This is a genomic window from Luteimonas cucumeris, assembly GCF_007830035.1.
In the GTDB taxonomy this organism is placed as follows: domain Bacteria; phylum Pseudomonadota; class Gammaproteobacteria; order Xanthomonadales; family Xanthomonadaceae; genus Luteimonas_C; species Luteimonas_C cucumeris.
The window spans coordinates 521,934-539,390 of the sequence record NZ_VLKN01000003.1; the positions used below are offsets into that span (position 1 = coordinate 521,934).

The 17,457-nt window shown below is 64.5% G+C and carries 17 protein-coding genes; 3 read left to right on the plus strand and 14 right to left on the minus strand.

Features of this window, described 5'->3' with window-relative positions; all coding sequences use genetic code 11:
* Positions 1–19 precede the first annotated feature (19 nt).
* From IP90_RS08450 to ndk, 5 genes are all read right to left on the minus strand, one after another.
* Positions 20–652: a YfgM family protein gene (locus IP90_RS08450; protein WP_144899159.1), complete on the minus strand. Its 633-nt coding sequence runs from the start codon at positions 650–652 to the stop codon at positions 20–22.
* 124 nt (positions 653–776) lie between these two features.
* A complete protein-coding gene (locus IP90_RS08455; RefSeq protein ID WP_144899160.1) occupies positions 777–1,595 on the minus strand; it encodes a RodZ domain-containing protein in 819 nt (272 codons plus the stop codon).
* Complete coding sequence (pilW, locus tag IP90_RS08460) at positions 1,592–2,374, minus strand: type IV pilus biogenesis/stability protein PilW (RefSeq protein ID WP_425477089.1); 783 nt, start codon at positions 2,372–2,374, stop codon at positions 1,592–1,594. The genes IP90_RS08455 and pilW overlap by 4 nt, the downstream gene beginning before the upstream one ends.
* 22 nt (positions 2,375–2,396) lie before the next feature.
* Entirely contained in the window at positions 2,397–3,551 is a 1,155-nt protein-coding gene (gene rlmN, locus IP90_RS08465) for a dual-specificity RNA methyltransferase RlmN (protein ID WP_144899260.1), read from the minus strand.
* 18 nt (positions 3,552–3,569) lie between these two features.
* Positions 3,570–3,995, minus strand: a complete 426-nt coding sequence (ndk, locus tag IP90_RS08470) for a nucleoside-diphosphate kinase (RefSeq protein WP_144899162.1) — start codon at positions 3,993–3,995, stop codon at positions 3,570–3,572.
* Between the two features lie 243 nt (positions 3,996–4,238).
* On the opposite strand from ndk, the gene IP90_RS08475 reads away from it, so the two are divergent.
* The 3 genes from IP90_RS08475 (at position 4,239) to IP90_RS08485 (ending at position 8,594) form a co-directional block, all read left to right on the plus strand.
* Positions 4,239–4,856, plus strand: coding sequence for a TetR/AcrR family transcriptional regulator (locus IP90_RS08475; RefSeq protein WP_144899163.1), 618 nt, complete (start codon positions 4,239–4,241; stop codon positions 4,854–4,856).
* Positions 4,857–4,903: 47 nt separating this feature from the next.
* A complete protein-coding gene (locus IP90_RS08480) occupies positions 4,904–7,291 on the plus strand; it encodes a 3-hydroxyacyl-CoA dehydrogenase/enoyl-CoA hydratase family protein (protein ID WP_144899164.1) in 2,388 nt (795 codons plus the stop codon).
* Between the two features lie 97 nt (positions 7,292–7,388).
* Positions 7,389–8,594: an acetyl-CoA C-acyltransferase gene (locus tag IP90_RS08485; protein ID WP_144899165.1), complete on the plus strand. Its 1,206-nt coding sequence runs from the start codon at positions 7,389–7,391 to the stop codon at positions 8,592–8,594.
* A gap of 90 nt (positions 8,595–8,684) precedes the next feature.
* On the opposite strand, the gene IP90_RS08490 is transcribed toward IP90_RS08485, so the two are convergent.
* From IP90_RS08490 to cmk, 9 genes are all read right to left on the minus strand, one after another.
* Complete coding sequence (locus tag IP90_RS08490; protein ID WP_144899166.1) at positions 8,685–9,020, minus strand: tRNA-binding protein; 336 nt, start codon at positions 9,018–9,020, stop codon at positions 8,685–8,687.
* Between the two features lie 9 nt (positions 9,021–9,029).
* A complete protein-coding gene (gene galU / locus IP90_RS08495; RefSeq protein WP_144899261.1) occupies positions 9,030–9,929 on the minus strand; it encodes a UTP--glucose-1-phosphate uridylyltransferase GalU in 900 nt (299 codons plus the stop codon).
* Position 9,930: 1 nt separating this feature from the next.
* Positions 9,931–11,838 carry a polysaccharide biosynthesis protein gene (locus tag IP90_RS08500; RefSeq protein WP_144899167.1) on the minus strand — a complete coding sequence of 636 codons (1,908 nt, stop codon included), beginning with the start codon at positions 11,836–11,838 and terminating at the stop codon, positions 9,931–9,933.
* Entirely contained in the window at positions 11,835–12,764 is a 930-nt protein-coding gene (locus tag IP90_RS08505; protein WP_158635306.1) for an MraY family glycosyltransferase, read from the minus strand. The genes IP90_RS08500 and IP90_RS08505 overlap by 4 nt, the downstream gene beginning before the upstream one ends.
* Before the next feature lie 74 nt (positions 12,765–12,838).
* Positions 12,839–14,017: a lipopolysaccharide assembly protein LapB gene (lapB, locus tag IP90_RS08510; RefSeq protein ID WP_144899169.1), complete on the minus strand. Its 1,179-nt coding sequence runs from the start codon at positions 14,015–14,017 to the stop codon at positions 12,839–12,841.
* 6 nt (positions 14,018–14,023) lie between these two features.
* Positions 14,024–14,293: a LapA family protein gene (locus IP90_RS08515; protein WP_144899170.1), complete on the minus strand. Its 270-nt coding sequence runs from the start codon at positions 14,291–14,293 to the stop codon at positions 14,024–14,026.
* A 93-nt stretch (positions 14,294–14,386) separates the two neighbouring features.
* Positions 14,387–14,689 carry an integration host factor subunit beta gene (locus IP90_RS08520; protein ID WP_144899171.1) on the minus strand — a complete coding sequence of 101 codons (303 nt, stop codon included), beginning with the start codon at positions 14,687–14,689 and terminating at the stop codon, positions 14,387–14,389.
* Between the two features lie 63 nt (positions 14,690–14,752).
* Positions 14,753–16,447, minus strand: coding sequence for a 30S ribosomal protein S1 (gene rpsA, locus IP90_RS08525; RefSeq protein ID WP_144899172.1), 1,695 nt, complete (start codon positions 16,445–16,447; stop codon positions 14,753–14,755).
* A gap of 229 nt (positions 16,448–16,676) precedes the next feature.
* A complete protein-coding gene (gene cmk, locus IP90_RS08530; protein ID WP_144899173.1) occupies positions 16,677–17,351 on the minus strand; it encodes a (d)CMP kinase in 675 nt (224 codons plus the stop codon).
* Between the last annotated feature and the right edge of the window lie 106 nt (positions 17,352–17,457).

Genomic DNA, 17,457 nt, shown 5'->3' on the forward strand with positions numbered 1-17,457 from the left:
GTGAGTGGCCGCCAGTGTCTCAGGTCTTGCTGCCCGGTTTGGAGGGTGCGCCGCCGGCATCGGTCAGCTTGAGTTCAAGCAGCCGGCGCTCGGGCGAGCCCGCGTCGAGCCGCGCCAGCGCCTTGCTGTAGGCGTCGCGCGCGGCATCCATCTGCGCCAGGGCCTTGTAGGCGTCACCCTTGGCTTCCAGCGTGCCGGCATCATCCGCATTGGCGAGCAGCTTCAGGGCTTCCTGCGCCTTGCCGGCATCGGTCAGCAGGCGCGCCAGGCGTCCTTTGACGATGTTGGCGATGGCATGGTTGTCGGTGTTGATGCCGCGCAGGGTGGCGATGGCGGCATCGCGCTGGTTGGCTTCCACCTGCACCTTGGCCAGCTGCAACGCGGCGAGTGCTGCGTATTCGCTGCCAGCGGGAAGCTTGGCGATGGCCGCCTTGGCCTTCGCAGCATCGCCGGCCATGGCCTTGATGCTGGCGGCATAGTTCGCGCTGAGCGACATGCGTTGATCGAGGTTGCGCTTCTGCCACCACTGCCAGCCGCCAATCAGGGCCAGGCCCAGGGCGACGCCACCGATCAGGCCAAGGGCGTTCCTCTGCAGCCAGCTGCGGACTCGTTCGCTTTGTTCGTGCTCGTCGAGCAGGTCGTCGATCGCCATGCGGTCTCTCGCCCGCCGGGTCGCAGGCCGTTCAATTGGGGAGCGACCCGCGAAGCGGGTCGATGTTCGGACTCCAGCACTCCGCTCGGTGGATCAGGCAGCGGCCGCAGGCCGTGCCACGAACTCATTCGGGCGCAATGGAGCCGTCAGAGGATACCGTAAAGCGCGCGACATTGGCGCGGCGGAAGGGTCCGGTGTCGACGACCTGCCCTGCCTGCTGCACTTCCACGGCGGAGGCATTGCCGATCACCAGACGCGCGACTTCGCCGCGGGCGTAGCTGCGCTCGGTACCAGCGGGCAGCAGGCCCTTTTCGATGACGCGGCCATCCGGCGCTTCGATTTCCATCCAGCTGTCGCCATTCAGACGCAGCTTCAGCGCCGAAGCGGGCGGCTGCGCCGGCAGTGGCGGCGTCAGCGAGGCCACCATCGGCGCGCGTTCGCGAACGGTCACGGGCGCAGGCGACCGGGTCGAAGCGGGCGCGGCCTGCGGCGTGACTGGCGCATCGAGGCGCGCCGTGTTGTCCTGGCTCGGCGTGCCGAGCGGGCCGCGCGTCGCCATCATCCATACCGGCACGACGATCACCGCGGTCATCACCACGTACACCAGGCGACGCGCGGTCTGTTCGAACAGGCGCTGCAGCGGCGGGGTATGCACGTGGCTGACGATTTCCGATGGCTCGATTCGCCGCACGCCTGCCATCTCGATCGCATCGTCGATGTTGATGCCCAGCAGCTTGGCGTAACTGCGCAGCTGTCCGCGTACGAACACCGCGGCGCCGGCGCGATCCCAGTCGTCGTTTTCCAGTGCCTGCACGACGCGCACCGGCATTTTCAGGCGCGCCGCGACATCTTCCAATCGCAGCCCCGCTTTTTCGCGGGCATTGCGTAAACGCAGGCCGCAACCGGCCGAAGCAGCGAGCTGATGTTGTTCAGAAGTGGTCATGGTCGTCGGGTTTCCACGGCGTCCGCGGCGCCGGCTTTGGGGAACTCCTGCCTCAGCCGCCGAACGTAACGATCGGCGGCTGCCCTGTCGCCGAGTTTGTTTTCGATTTGTGACGCAAGTTGCAGCGACGCCGCATTCGCCGGTGAAGCCGCCAGACGGCGTTCGGAGAATGCGCGGGCTTCGAAATAATCGCCGCGGGCGTAAGCCAGCTCGGCCATGGCACCAAGCGCAACAGTGTTGTCCGGATCGAGCTGCAATGCCTGGCGCAGGTCGCGCTCGGCACGCTCCGGTTGCCCCGCCTGGTGCGCGCACGCGCCGGCGTTGGCCAGCGCGGACGCCTTGCGGTCGTAGCTCGGGTCGGCGATGGCGCGTTCGAACCAGGGCAACGCGGCCGCGGCCTGGCCGTTGGCGCACAGCCACGCGCCGTAATTGTTGAGTTCCGGCCCACTGGCAGGCGCCAGTTCCGCCGCCTGCCGGTAATAGGCGCCTGCCTGCGTGGTCTGGCCACGCTGGCCGGCGACTGCCGCCAGAATTGTGTTGGCGTGCGCCGACTTCGGATCCTGCTGCAGCGCGGCCTTGGCTTCGCGCTCGGCGACGTCCAGATCGCCGTTTTGCAGGCGGCTGGACGCCAGTGCGATCCGGTCCTGGGCGGCGAGCCGCTGCTTGACCTGGGCGTTGTCGCGCACGGCTACCGGCTCTGAGACCGGTTCGTAGTCGCCCTTGCTGTAGTCCGGTTTGATGAAAGTCAGGCGACTGCACGCCGGCAACACCGTCGCCATCAGGATCAGGGTCAGGCCGGCATCACGCAGCCGCATCGACCGCCCCATCGCCCTGCCCGGTCTGCGCAGCCAGCTGCTTGCGGAATTCGGCCTGACGCCGCGTGCGATCGACCACCTGCCCCTTCAACTGGCCGCAGGCGGCATCGATGTCGTCGCCGCGGGTGCGCCGCACCATGGTCAGCACGTGCGCATCGAGCAGCGATTTCTGGAAGGCGCGGATGTCCGCCTCCGCGGAACGCTCGAAACGCGTGCCCGGGAAGGGATTGAACGGAATCAGGTTGACCTTGGCCGCGTCCTTCATCTGCATCGCGTTGTCGAACTGGCGCATCAGCCTGGCCAGCTGCCGTGCGTGCACGGGCTGGTCATTGACGCCCTTCATCAGCGTGTATTCGAAGGTGATCGACTCGCGCGGCTTGCGTCGCGCATAGCGCTCGCAGGCAGCCATCAGCTCGGCGATCGGGTATTTCTTGTTGAGCGGCACCAGTTCGCTGCGCAGCTCGTCGTTGGGTGCGTGCAGCGATACCGCCAGCGACACGTCGCTCAGTTCGGCAAGCTTGTCGATCATCGGCACCATGCCCGCGGTCGACAGCGTCACCCGCTTGTTGGCAAGGCCGTAGCCCAGGTCATCGCGCATGATGCTCATCGCGCGCACGACGTTGTCGAAGTTCATCAGCGGCTCGCCCATGCCCATCATCACCACGTTGGTGAGCTTGCGCTGGCGATGCGGCACGTTCCCGAGATGCTTGGCTGCGACCCAGACCTGGCCGATGATCTCAGCGGTCGACAGGTTGCGGTTGAAACCCTGCGTGGCGGTCGAACAGAACTGGCAATTCAGCGCGCAGCCCACCTGCGAAGACACGCACAGCGTGCCGCGGCCCTTGTCGGGGATGAATACCGCTTCGATCGCATTCTTGCCATCCATGCCGAGCAGCCACTTGTGGGTGCCATCGGTGGAAGGCTTCTCGAACTGGATCTGCGGCACGCGCACTTCGGCATGCGCTTCGAGCTTGGCGCGCAACGCCTTGCCCAGGTCCGTCATTTCGTTGAAGTCGGTGACGTGCCGATGATGGATCCATTTCATTATCTGGTGGGCACGGAAGCGCTTTTCGCCGAGGGTGTCGGCGAAGAAGCGCTCCAGGCCCTCGCGATCGAGGTCGAGCAGGTTCTGCTTGGCGATCGCGTCGTTCACTTCAGATCAGCGCGCGTACACGTCGGTGGACGGGAAGAAATACGCGATCTCGACCGCGGCGGTTTCGGCAGCATCGGAACCGTGCACGGCGTTGGCGTCGATCGAATCGGCGAAGTCGGCGCGGATCGTGCCTGGCGCCGCATCCTTCGGATTGGTCGCACCCATCAGCTCGCGATTCTTGAGCACGGCATTCTCGCCCTCCAGCACCTGGATCATCACCGGGCCGGATGACATGAATTCAACCAGCGCGTTGAAGAACGGGCGCTCGCGATGCACCGCATAGAAGCCTTCGGCCTCCTTGCGCGAGAGATGCTTCATCTTTGCGGCCGCGATCTTCAGGCCGGATTTTTCGAAACGCGAATAGATCTCGCCGACGACGTTCTTGGCGACGGCATCGGGCTTGACGATTGACAGGGTGCGCTCCAGCGCCATTTGGATGAACTCCAGGTGCGTGGGCCGTCAGCCGCCCCTTGCAGCTGAACAAACCCGAGGTTATCACGAAAATCCGCGTGTGGACGCGGGGTTAGACACACTTTCGAAGGGAATTTTAACGGATGCGTCACTGTGCGTATACCGGCCACCGACCTGGTTTCGCCCCCTATTGACCGGCGACTCAGGATCGGGCATCGTTCAATCAATTGTTTGAATTGTCCATTTTAAGCAAGGATCACAACGATGGCCGGCACCCATTTCAATACCAAGGACCGCATCCTCGGCGCAGCCGAGTCGTTGTTCGCCCAGCAGGGCTTCGCCGGCACATCGCTGCGTGAAGTGACCAGCCGCGCGGACGTCAACATCGCAGCGGTCAACTACCATTTCGGCAGCAAGGAAAACCTGATCAATGAGGTCTTCCGGCGCCGCCTGGACGAACTGTCCGACCAGCGCCTGGGTGCGTTGAGGACAGCCAGGGAACAGTCGCCGGGCGATCTGCAGGCTGTTCTCGCCGCCTTCATCGAACCCGCGCTGGCGTTGAGCCTGGATCGTCAGGGCGGCTCGGCGTTCGTCCGCGTGCTGGCACGCGCCTATGCCGAGAAGGATGAGCGCCTGCGCCAGTTCGTCTCCGAACACTATGGCCATGTGATGCGCGAATTCTCCAAGGCGGTGGCCGCATGCCTGCCCGAGCTGCCCCGCGACACGCTCGCCTGGCGGCTGGACTTCATCGCCGGTGCCCTGACCTACGCCATGGCCGATTTCGGCCACAACAAGCGCATGGGAGGCGGCAACGACCAGGCCCACTGCCAGCGCGCGGCGCGCGAACTGGTGCGGTTTGCCGCGGCGGGACTGCGCAGCTGACGTTCTGTCTGCCTTGTTAATCCTTTTCAATCAAATGGATGGAAACGATGTCTGAGAAATTACTTGTGCGTCGTGCCGCGGTCCTAGGCGCCGGCGTCATGGGTGCGCAGATCGCCGCACACCTGACCAACGCCGGCGTCGACACGGTGCTGTTCGACCTGCCGGCGAAAGAAGGCGCGCCGAACGGCATCGTGCTGAAGGCGATCGCCAACCTCGGCAAGCTCAGCCCTGCCCCGCTCGCCAGCAAGGCATTGGCGGAAGCCATCGTGCCGGCCAACTACGGCACCAGCGATGACGGCGGCGGCCTGGAGCAGTTGCGCGGCTGCGACCTGATCATCGAGGCCATCGCCGAACGGATGGACTGGAAGCAGGACCTGTATCAGAAGATCGCGCCATTTGTGGCCGACCACGCCGTGCTGGCCAGCAACACTTCCGGCCTCGGCATCAACAAGCTCGCGGAAGTATTGCCGGAGCAGTTGCGTCACCGCTTCTGCGGCGTGCATTTCTTCAACCCGCCACGCTATATGCACCTGGCCGAACTGATCCCGGCCCGGACCACCGACAAGGCGGTGCTGGCCGGCCTGGAAACCTTCCTCACCACTACGCTCGGCAAGGGCGTGGTCTACGCCAAGGACACACCGAACTTCATCGGCAACCGCATCGGCGTGTTCTCGATCCTGGCCACGGCCCACCACACCGGCGAGTTCAAGCTTGGTTTCGACGAGGTCGACGCGATCACCGGCCCGTTGATCGGACGGCCGAAGTCGGCGACCTACCGCACTTCCGACGTGGTCGGGCTGGACACGATGGCGCACGTCATCAAGACAATGGCCGACACCCTGCCCGAGGATCCCTGGCACAAGTACTTCCAGTCGCCGAAATGGCTTGAGGCGCTGATCGCAAAGGGCGCACTGGGCCAGAAGACCGGCGCCGGCATCTTTCGCAAGGTCGGCAAGGACATCCAGGTGCTGGACCTGAAGGCGCAGGACTACAAGGTCGCCACCGGTACCGCGGCGCCAGAGGTAGTCGAGATCCTCAGGAACAGGAACCCGGCCGAGAAGTTCGCGAAGCTGCGCGAAAGCCGGCATCCGCAGGCGCAGTTCCTGTGGGCGGTGTTCCGCGACCTGTTCCATTACAGCGCCTATCACCTGGCCGACATCGCCGAGACCGCGCGCGACGTCGACCTCGCCATCCGCTGGGGCTACGGCTGGTCGCTGGGTCCGTTCGAGACCTGGCAGGCCGCCGGCTGGAAGCAGGTGGCGCAATGGATCGCCGACGACATCGTCGCCGGCAAGGCGATGAGCGGCGCGCCGCTGCCGGACTGGGTGTTCGATGGACGCGATGGCGTTCACGCGGCCGAAGGCAGCTACAGTCCAGCCAGGAACGCCAAGCTGCCGCGTTCGGCCCTGCCCGTCTACCAGCGCCAGCGCTTCCCGGATGCGCTGCTGGGCGAAGCGTTCCCGCAGGGCGACACCGTGTTCGAGAACGACGGCGTACGTATGTGGACCGACGACGACGGCATTGCGGTGGTCTCGTTCAAGACCAAGATGAATACCGTTTCCGATCACGTACTGAACGGTGTGCAGGAAGCCGTTTCGCGTGCCGAAAAAGACTTCAAGGGCCTGGTGATCTGGCAGCAGAAGGAACCTTTCTCCGCTGGCGCCGACCTCGCCGGTGCGCTCGGCCTGTTGCAGGCCGGCGGCGTGCAGGGCTTCGAGGCGATGGTCGCCAATTTCCAGGCGACGAGCCAGCGCATCAAGTATTCGCTCGTGCCGGTCGTTGCAGCGGTGCGCGGCTTGGCCCTCGGCGGCGGTTGCGAGTTCCAGATGCACAGCGCCCGGACCGTCGCCGGACTGGAAAGCTATATCGGCCTGGTCGAGGCTGGCGTCGGCCTCCTGCCGGCCGGCGGTGGCCTGAAGGAAATCGCGGTGCGCGCGTCGCAGGCCGCAGGTCCCGGCGGTGACGTGTTCGCCGAGCTCAAGCGCTATTTCGAGACCGTGGCGATGGCCAAGGTGTCCACGTCCGCGGTCGAAGCGCAGGAACTGGGCCTGCTGCGCGACACCGACAAGGTGGTGTTCAACGCTTATGAGTTGCTCTACGTCGCCAAAAAGCAGGCCTTGGCGCTGGCCGAGAGCGGCTACCGCCCGCCACTGCCTGCGCGCCGGATTGCCGTGGCCGGCGATGTCGGCATTGCCACCTTCAAGATGATGCTGGTCAACATGCTCGAAGGCCGTTTTATCAGCGAATACGACTACGAGATCGCCACGCGCATCGCCACCGTGCTGTGCGGCGGCGAGATCGATCGCGGCGCGCTGGTCGACGAGGAATGGCTGCTCAAACTGGAGCGCCAGCACTTCGTCGAGTTGGCGCAGCAGCCGAAGACGCAGGAGCGCATCGCGCACATGTTGAAGACCGGCAAGCCGTTGAGGAACTAGTGAGCGGCCAGGCAGTGAGCGGTGAGCGGCGGAAACGACCGTCACTTCCGCTCACCACTCACCGTTCACCGCTCACTACTTTCACAAGGATCTACCCATGAGCAAGCAAATCCAGGACGCCTACATCGTCGCCGCCACCCGTACCCCGGTCGGAAAGGCGCCCAAGGGCGTATTCCGCAACACCCGCCCTGACGACATGCTGGCGCACGTACTGAAGGCCGTGGTTGCGCAGGCGCCGGGCATCGACCTGGGCCGCATCGACGATGCGATCATCGGCTGCGCCATGCCCGAGGGCGAGCAAGGCATGAACGTGGCACGCATCGGCGTGCTGTTGGCCGGCTTGCCGGATACCGTCGCGGCGCAGACCATCAACCGTTTCTGTTCGTCGGGTCTGCAGGCGGTGGCGCTGGCCGCCGATCAGATTCGACTAGGCAATGCCGATCTCGTGCTTGCAGGTGGCACCGAATCTATGTCGATGGTGCCGATGATGGGCAACAAGGTTGCGTTGAGCCCTAGCGTTTTCCGCGATGATCACGTCGCCATCGCCTACGGCATGGGCATCACCGCCGAGAAGGTCGCCGAGGAGTGGAAGGTTTCGCGCGAGGACCAGGATGCGTTCGCCCTCGCCTCGCATCAGAAAGCGATCACGGCGATCCAGGCCGGCGAGTTCAGGAACGAGATCACTCCGTACGAAGTCGTCTCGCACGTGCCGGACCCCGCCGGCAATGTCGTCCGGCTCCGCAAGCAACTGGTCGAAAACGACGAAGGTCCGCGTCCGGACAGTTCTGCCGAAGGCCTGGCGAAGCTGCGACCCGTTTTCCGCAATGGCCAGTTCGGCGGCACCGTTACCGCCGGCAACTCGTCGCAGATGAGCGACGGCGCGGCCGGCGTGCTGCTGGCTTCGGAACAGGCGATCAAGGACTACGGCCTGACGCCGCTCGCGCGTTTCGTATCGTTCTCGGTCGCCGGCGTGCGTCCGGAAGTGATGGGCATCGGCCCGATCGCCGCGATCCCCAAAGCACTGAAACAGGCCGGGCTGACCAAGAACCAGCTCGACTGGATCGAACTCAACGAAGCCTTCGCCGCGCAGGCGCTGGCGGTGATCCGCGACAGCGGCCTCGATCCGTCCAAGGTCAATCCGCTCGGCGGTGCGATCGCACTTGGCCACCCGCTGGGCGCGACCGGTGCGGTACGCACCGCGACCATCGTGCACGGCCTGCGTCGTCGCCAACTCAAGTACGGCATGGTCACGATGTGCATCGGCACTGGCATGGGTGCTGCAGGAATCTTCGAGGCGCTCTGAGTCCTCGGGTCGTAGTCTGGAAAGAACGGACGGCCGAACGCCGTCCGTTTTTTTAGAGGACCTTCCCGACCGACCGCTATCGCAAAACGATCATGCGAGTCGCGTTCCATTGGGTACTGGCCGCTCGATGGTGGTGAGCACTACGCCCTCCTCGGTCGGAAACCCGGTCAGCAGGAATTCCGATACGAAAGGCCCCACCTGTTTCGGCGGGAAATTGATCACGCCCACGACCTGCCGACCGGTCAGATCCTCGGCCGAATAAAGCGTCTTCACCTGTGCACTGGTCTTCCTGATGCCGAACGGGCCGAAGTCGACCCACAATTTCCAGGCCGGCTTGCGCGCCTCCGGAAAAACCTCGACGCGCAGCACGGTACCGGCACAGATCAGTACTTTCTCGAAATCTGACCAGGAGATCGGATCGGCCATGTCGCCGGATCACTCCAGTTCGATGACGCCAAGTTCCTTCAAGGCGTTCTGCATCAACTGCTGCGCGGCATCGCTCAGCTTCTCGTGATCGAGCGCATAGCGGATGGTGGCCTCGATCAGGCCCAAGTGGGTGCCGCAGTCGAAGCGCGTGCCCTGGAAACGGTAGGCCAGCACCGGTTCGCGTGCGAGCAGCGTCGAAATCGCATCGGTCAGCTGGATCTCGCCACCGGCGCCGGGCGTGGTGTTTTCCAGCAGGTCGAAGATGCTTCCGGAAAGGATGTAGCGACCGACCACCGCCAGCGTGCTCGGCGCGTCTTCGGGGGCGGGCTTTTCGACCATGGCGTTGATGCGGCCCTGGCGCCCCGTGAAGTTCTCGGTAGCGACGATGCCGTAACTGCCGGTCTGGTCCCGTGGCACGTTCTGGGTGGCGATCACACTGGCGTTGTTGGTCTCGGCGACATCCGCCATCTGCCTCAACGCGCCGGGTCCGCGATTCCAGATGAGGTCGTCCGGCAGCAGGACCGCGAACGGCTCGTCGCCGACGATCGGTTTGGCGCACAGCACCGCATGACCCAATCCCAGCGCTTCGGTCTGGGTAACGAACACGGCACGCACCCCGGCGGGCAGGACATTGCGGATCAGGTCGAGCTGCTCGTACTTGCCGGCCTTCTCGAGCTTGTGTTCGAGCTCGTAGGCCTTGTCGAAATAATCGGCGACCGCATGCTTGTAGCGGTTGGTGACGAATATCAGCGTGTCGCAACCGGCCTCGATCGCTTCGTCGACCGCATACTGGATCAGCGGACGGTCGATGATCGGCAGCATCTCCTTGGGCACGGTCTTGGTGGCAGGGAGGAAGCGCGTGCCGTGTCCGGCCACCGGGAATACCGCCTTGCGAATGCGTTGCACCAGTTCAGATCCTCCGTATGTCGCGTGCCGGGAAACGCACGATGGTCGCCGCCGCCGGTTCCGCAGCCTCATCGACGGGCATGAATTCGGGCACCGCTTGGCGCAGGGCGCTACTCAAGGCTTGCTGGTCGTACCGCGCACTGGCCTCGCGCATGTTCTGCAGGGTGGCCAGCACCTGTTCGGCAACCACGCTGCGCGCCTCCGCCTGCAGGATCTTCGGATGCGCGGTCTGGCGATATCTCTCGTCGGCATGGAACAGCGTTTCATGCAATTTCTCGCCCGGCCGCAATCCGGTGTAGATGATGGCGACGTCCTTGCCTGGCTGCTTTCCTGCCAGCCGGATCATCTGTTCGGCCAGCAAGCGAATCGGCACCGGTTCGCCCATGTCAAGCGTGTAGATCGCTTCATGCGAACCGATCGCCGCAGCCTGCAGGATCAACTGGCAAGCCTCGGGAATGGTCATGAAGTAACGCGTCACTTCCGCATCGGTCACGGTCACCGGACCACCTGCACGGATCTGTTCGCGGAACAGTGGCACCACGCTGCCTGCCGAATCCAGCACGTTGCCGAATCGCACGGTGACGTAGTGCGTGCTGCGCCGCACGGCCATGGCTTGGCAGACCATTTCTGCCAGGCGCTTGCTGGCGCCCAGCACATTGCCGGGATCCACGGCCTTGTCGGTGGAGATCAACACGAAAGTGCCGACGCCAGCATCGCGGCAAGCCGCAGCTACCGTTTCCGTCGCCAATACGTTGTTGCGGATCGCTTCGCGCAGTTGCGCTTCGAGCAGCGGCACCTGCTTGTAGGCTGCGGCGTGGAACAAGGCATCGGGTTCCGCCAGCGCCAACGCATGCTCGATCACCGCGGGATCGCCGCAATCGCCAAGGACGGCCACGCATTCCAGATTCGGAAAGTCGCGCCGCAGCTCGGCTTCCATGGTCATCAACGCAAGTTCGTCGATTTCCAGCAACGCGATGCGCTGCGCGCCGTGGCGGGCGCATTGGCGACAGAGCTCGGAACCGATCGAGCCGCCGGCACCCGTCACCAGTACCGAGCGTCCACCGAGCCAGCTGCGGATCGCCTTCCAGTCCGGCAGTACCGGCTTGCGCCCCAGCAGGTCCTCGATCGCGACTTCCTTGAGTTCGCCCGGCAACGAACGACCAACCAGCACGTCCTCGATCCGCGGCACGGTGCGGAACGGCAAGCCGGTACGCTCGCAGGCCGCGACCACCCGCTGCATCTCGCCGGCATCGATCGCCGGCATCGCGATCACCAGAAGCTTTGCCGAAGTTTCCTTGGCGATCTCGACTACATCGTCGATCGCACCCAGCACCGGGACGCCATGCAACTTGCTGCCACGCAACTTGGCGGCGTCGTCCAGGAATCCGACGGGCTGGTAAGCGCCCGATCGACGCAGATCACGCACCAGGGCGTCGCCTGCCTCACCGGCACCGAGGATCAATGTACGCACGGAACCGCGGCCGCTACGCTCGCTGCTACTGTCTTTCCAGGCGCGGTACAGCAGGCGCGGTGTCCCGAGCAGGCCAACCAGCGCGAACGGGTAAGCCACCAGCACCGCGCGCGGTACCTGCCCCATCCGGTTGTAGATGAACAAGCCCAGCATGATCGCGACCAGTCCGATGACGCTGGCCTTCACGATATTCCACAGATCCGGGACGCTGGCGAATCGCCACAGGCCGCGATACAGGCCGGCCTGCCAGAACACCAAGCCTTGTGCCGCCAGCACGATCGCTATTTCTGTGGACCACAGCGACAGCTGTGGCGGATTGGCGGCAAAGCTGTAGCGCAGCACGTGCAGCCCGACCCAGCAAAACCAGACCATGACCAGATCGTGTGCGACGATCGCAAGCCTGGGCAATCCGGCGCCGAGACGATCACGCCAGGCCATCATTCCGGACTTCCTGGATTCTTGTCGTCAACGACCACCGGTCCCTGCCTTGAGCGCAAGCCGCGCCAGATGAAAAGCGAAAAGGTATACCAAGCCAACAGCATCATTGTAATGAATGCAGGTCCGCGGTTACGGAACAGCCACCATAATGCGATCGCTGACACTGTCCAGGCCGCGTAGGCGAGCGTGACCGGCGAATGCCGTCCTCGGGTTCTGGCCCAGATCTGGTAGGTGTGCGTGACATGCGGGGTCCACCAACGCTCACCGCGCAGCATCCTCTCCCCCAGTGTCAACGCAGCGTCTACGAGGAACGTCGACAAAGGCAGCAGCAGCAGTGGCCAGCCGGGAGTGCCGGTGCCCGCAATACCGACACACAGCGCCGCCACTGCGAAGCCGAGGGCGCCACTGCCAACATCACCAAGAAAGATGCGTGCGCGCGGAAAATTGAACGGCAGGAAGCCGCTACAGGCTGCGCACAGCGCCAGTGCCAGTGCCTGCATCGAGCCTCCAAGGAACAACGAGGCCGCCGCGGCCAACAGCGCCGCCTGGCTGGCAGCCAGGCCATCGATGCCGTCCATGAAATTCCAGACGTTGGTCAGTCCGACCGACAGCAGGAATGCGGCCAGCGCCAGCCAGATGTCGCCGTGCGCCGCAAAGAAGCCATAAGCCAGCAACAGCGATGCCAATGCATGCACCGCCAGTCGCAACCATGGCGACAACGGCCGATGATCGTCGATGCCACCGACCACGGCGACCAGCATAATCCCGGCAGCGATGCAGGCCAGCAGAACCGTTTGTTGCCGGTCGTGCGCGATCAGCCAGGCGAGAGCGACCAGCAACGCGAGCACGATCGCGATGCCTCCGCCTCGCGGTGTCGCCGTCTGGTGACTGCGACGCTCACCCGGCTGGTCGAGCAGTTCGATCCGCAACGCGTAGCGTCGGGCCGCGAACGTGCCAAGCAGGCCGATGACGAAATGCAGTCCCAGCCATGCGGCCACCGGCATCAGACCACCGCGTAGTTCAACAGCGGCTTGATCGTGCCCCACTCCTTGCAGCTGGGACATTGCCAGTGGTGGGAGCGCGCGCCGAATCCGCAGCGGTTGCAGCGGTAGCTGGGGTTGCGTACCAGCAACTGGTCGGTGATGTGTTTGAGGTCGTGCAACGTTGCTTCGGGAGCAGCGCCATCGGCCAGGGTCAGGTCGATCAGGGCCGCCTCGCCACGTACCGAAGGGCGATCCTTGAGTTGCTGAGCGAGATAGGCGCGCGCAGCGGCGACGCCTTCGTCGGACTCCACCAGTCGCGTCAAGGCCAGCACCGGCGCCACGCCACGATAGTGTTCGCTCATCTCGGTCAGGAACGAGCGCGCACCCGGCACGTCGCCGACGCGGCGATAGCATTCCAGCAACGCCGGCAGGATTTCAGGCAGGTAGTCGGGATCGTGGCGCGCCGCGCGTTCGAAGGCACGGATCGCCGCGGCATCGTCCCCAGCCTCGGACTCGATGCGCCCCTCCAGCAACCCCGGCCGCACCGCATTGGAATCGGCGGCATAGGCACGCGCGATTGCCTGGCGTGCGGCATCGATGTCACCACTGGCGCGATGACGGTCGGCCAGTTCGCACTCGAACTGCGCGATCAGCTTGCCCATCGGCTCGCCGGTTGCGTTCTCGTAACGGGTTGCGTTCTCGATCGCCTTGGCCCAGTCGCGTTCCGCTTCATAGATGTCGATCAGATGCTTGAGCGCCTGCGGTGCTCGCTGGTCGATCTTGGCCAGGTCGCTGAATACCGTCTCGGCGCGATCGAGCAGGCCCGAACGCATGTAGTCCTCGCCCAGCGCCAGCAACGCCTGCACCTTCTGCTGGTCATTGAGATCGGGGCGCTGCACCAGTCCCTGGTGCAGGCGGATCGCGCGATCGACCTCGCCGCGACGGCGGAACAGATGCCCCAGCGCGACCTGTGTCTCGAAAGTGTCCTTGTCCAGCTCGGCGATGTGCAGGAACAGCTCGATCGCCTTGTCGGGCTGCTCGTTAAGCAGGTAATTCAGGCCGCGGAAGTAGGTCGTCGACAATCGGCTGACCTGGGTATCGCTGTGCCGCTCGCCGCCGCGACGGCCGATGATCCAGCCAGTCAGCGCCGCGACAGGCAGCAACAGGAAGAACCAGAACCATTCATTGACGAAGGCCATCATCGATCAGCGGCCTTCATCGGGGAGTTGGGTGACCACGGGCTTGTTCTGGCCGGCGCGACGCAGGCGTTGCCGCAATGGCAGCATCGTGCTCACGGTCAGGATGAGTCCGCCAAGGATGACGCCCACCAGCAATGCCAGCAGCACCGTCACGCCCAGGCTGCCGTGCAACGTACTGAAGCCAAGGTCCAGCGAAACCGACTGCGGATTGAGCGCGCCCACGGCGATGCCGGCCACGAGGCAGGCGATGGCGACAAGCAGGCGGATCAGGCGCATGTTCACTCGACTCCGGAGACAGGGGCTAGCTTAACGGAGGGGCGACGCCATGGACAAAAAAGACGCGGTCGTAGATCCGCGCGGGAACAGCGATCAGTCCTCGCCGGCCTGCGGCTCGACGCTGCTGACGCGTTCGCGCAGTTCCTTGCCGGGCTTGAAATGGGGGACGTGCTTGCCGGGCAACGCCACTGCGTCGCCGGTCTTGGGATTGCGGCCGGTACGTGGCGGCCGGTAATGCAGGGAAAAACTGCCGAATCCACGAATCTCGATGCGTCCGCCTTCCGACAGGGCACCGCCCATCATCTCCAGCAACGACTTCACCGCGAGATCGACATCGTCGGCCTTCAGGTGCGCCTGGCGCAGGGTGAGGATCTCGATCAGTTCGGACTTGGTCATGGAGGCCGGAGGGCTCAGGGCCATGGGCGGTCCGGCAACTGCCGGACCGCCCATTCGATGGCCTTACTCGGAATCGGCCTTGTTGCCGAGCTGCTCGCGCAGCAACGCACCAAGCTTGGTCGTGCCGCTGGAGGCATCCGCCGCCGCGCGGTTGTACTCGGCCAGCGTGTCGTGCATCTCGGCTTCGTCCTTGGCCTTGATCGAGAGCTGCATGGTGCGGCCCTTGCGATCCATGCCGATGAACTTCGCCTCGATTTCCTGGCCCACCTTGAGGTGCTGGGTGGCGTCGTCGACGCGTTCCTTGGCGATGTCGCGCGCGGCGACATAACCTTCGACGCCGTCGGCCAGCTCGATCGTCGCCCCCTTGGCGTCGACTTCCTTGACCGTACCCTTGACCACCGAGCCCTTCTGGTTGCCTGCCATGTACTGGCCGAACGGATCCTGCTCCAGCTGCTTGACGCCCAGGCTGATGCGCTCGCGCTCCGGATCGACCGCCAGCACCACGGCTTCAAGCGTGTCGCCCTTCTTGAAGTTGCGGGCGATGTCCTCGCCGGTCGAGTTCCAGCTGATGTCCGACAGGTGGATCAGGCCGTCGATGCCACCGTCCAGGCCGATGAAGATGCCGAAGTCGGTGATCGACTTGATCTGGCCGGACACCTTGTCGTTCTTCTTGTGGATCGCGGCGAAGGTTTCCCACGGATTGGAGGAGACCTGCTTCATGCCCAGCGAGATGCGGCGACGCTCTTCATCGACGTCCAGCACCATCACCTGCACTTCGTCGCCGACCTGCACGATCTTGGACGGGTTGACGTTCTTGTTGGTCCAGTCCATCTCGGACACGTGCACCAGGCCTTCGACGCCCGGCTCGATCTCGACGAACGCGCCGTAATCGGTGACGTTGGAGACCTTGCCGAACACGCGGGTGTTGGCCGGGTAGCGACGCGCAATATTGTCCCACGGATCCTCGCCCAGCTGCTTCAGGCCGAGGCTGACGCGGTTGCGCTCGCGGTCGTACTTGAGCACGCGGACGTCCAGCTCCTGGCCGACTTCCACGACTTCGGACGGATGGCGCACGCGCTTCCAGGCCATGTCGGTGATGTGCAGCAGGCCGTCGATGCCACCGAGGTCGACGAACGCGCCGTAATCGGTGAGGTTCTTGACCACGCCCTTGAGCACGGCGCCTTCCTGCAGCTTCTCGAGCAGTTGCTCGCGCTCTTCCGAATGCTCGCTCTCGACCACCGCGCGGCGCGACACGACCACGTTGTTACGCTTGCGATCGAGCTTGATGAGCTTGAACTCGAGTTCCTTGCCTTCGAGGTACACCGGGTCGCGCACGGGGCGCACATCGACCAGCGAGCCGGGCAGGAACGCGCGGACGTCCTTGATGTCGACGGTGAAACCACCCTTGACCTTGCCGCTGATGCGGCCGGTGATGGTTTCGTTGTTGGTGAGCGCTTCTTCCAGCTCGTCCCACACCATGGCGCGCTTGGCCTTCTCGCGCGACAGCACGGTCTCGCCGAAGCCGTTCTCGATGGAGTCCAGCGCGACCTTGACCTGGTCGCCCACGCCCACGTCGATCTCGCCGGCGTCGTTCCGGAACTGTTCGATCGGCACGATGCCTTCGGACTTCAGGCCGGCGTTGATCACCACCACGTCGCTGCGCACCTCGACCACGGTGCCGACGACGATGGAGCCCGGCTTCAGCTTGGCCAGATGGGTCTGGCTTTGTTCGAACAGTTCGGCAAATGATTCTGTCATTTCTGATTACTCAGGTTGAACACATGGATCGTGGCGCGCATGCGGCCCTGATCCATCGGTTATCGGCCTGCGCGGGATGCGTGTGGCCGCAAGTGTTGTGATTGAAAAACCCGACGGAGGATTCCGGCGGGACCCTCTGCTGTGCAAGTTCCACCGACAAGGGAACCCATCTCCATCCTTGCCTTCCCCTTGAAGGGGAAGGAAACGGGCGTAGGCGCAAAAAACGCGACTACGGGTTCACCAATGCCAGTACCCGTGCGACCACCGTTTCGATGGAGAGGCCGGTGGTATCGATGTGAACGGCGTCTTCGGCCGGTCGCAACGGTGCCACCGCACGCTCCGCGTCGCGGGCATCGCGGGCGAGAATCTCGCGCAGCAGACCGTCCAAGGTAACGGAAACCCCTTTGTCTTTCAACTGCTTATGGCGCCTTTCGGCTCTTTCCCGGGCACTGGCGGTCAGGAACACCTTGTAGGCGGCGTCCGGGAAGATCACGGTCCCCATGTCGCGACCGTCGGCGACCAGGCCCGGCGACCGGCGGAAGGAGCGCTGCAGGTCGAGCAGGGCGTCGCGGACCGGAGGGTGGGCGGCGATGGCCGAGGCGGCCGCGCCAGCGGTTTCCATGCGCAGCTGGTGGGTCGCGTCCTTGCCGTTGACGATCACGTGCGGCTCGGCTCCGCCCTCGCCGGTCCGGAACTCGATTTCGGTTCGGCGGGCGCAGGCGGCGACGGCTTCGGCATCGCTCAGGTCGACTTCGGACCAGGCGGCGGCCAGCCCGACCGCGCGGTACAATGCGCCGGAATCCAAGTAATGCCAGCCCAGTCGCACTGCTACCAGGCGGCTGATGGTGCCCTTGCCGGAGCCGGAAGGGCCGTCGATGGTCAATACCGGAACCTGCTTGCCCATCGTTCGCCTCCCTGGGGATCGGGTCATTGTAGCGGTATCACATGCAACCGCTTGAACAGATTAAAAAAAGCCGGCACAATGTCGGACTTTTCCGCCGAGGTGTGTC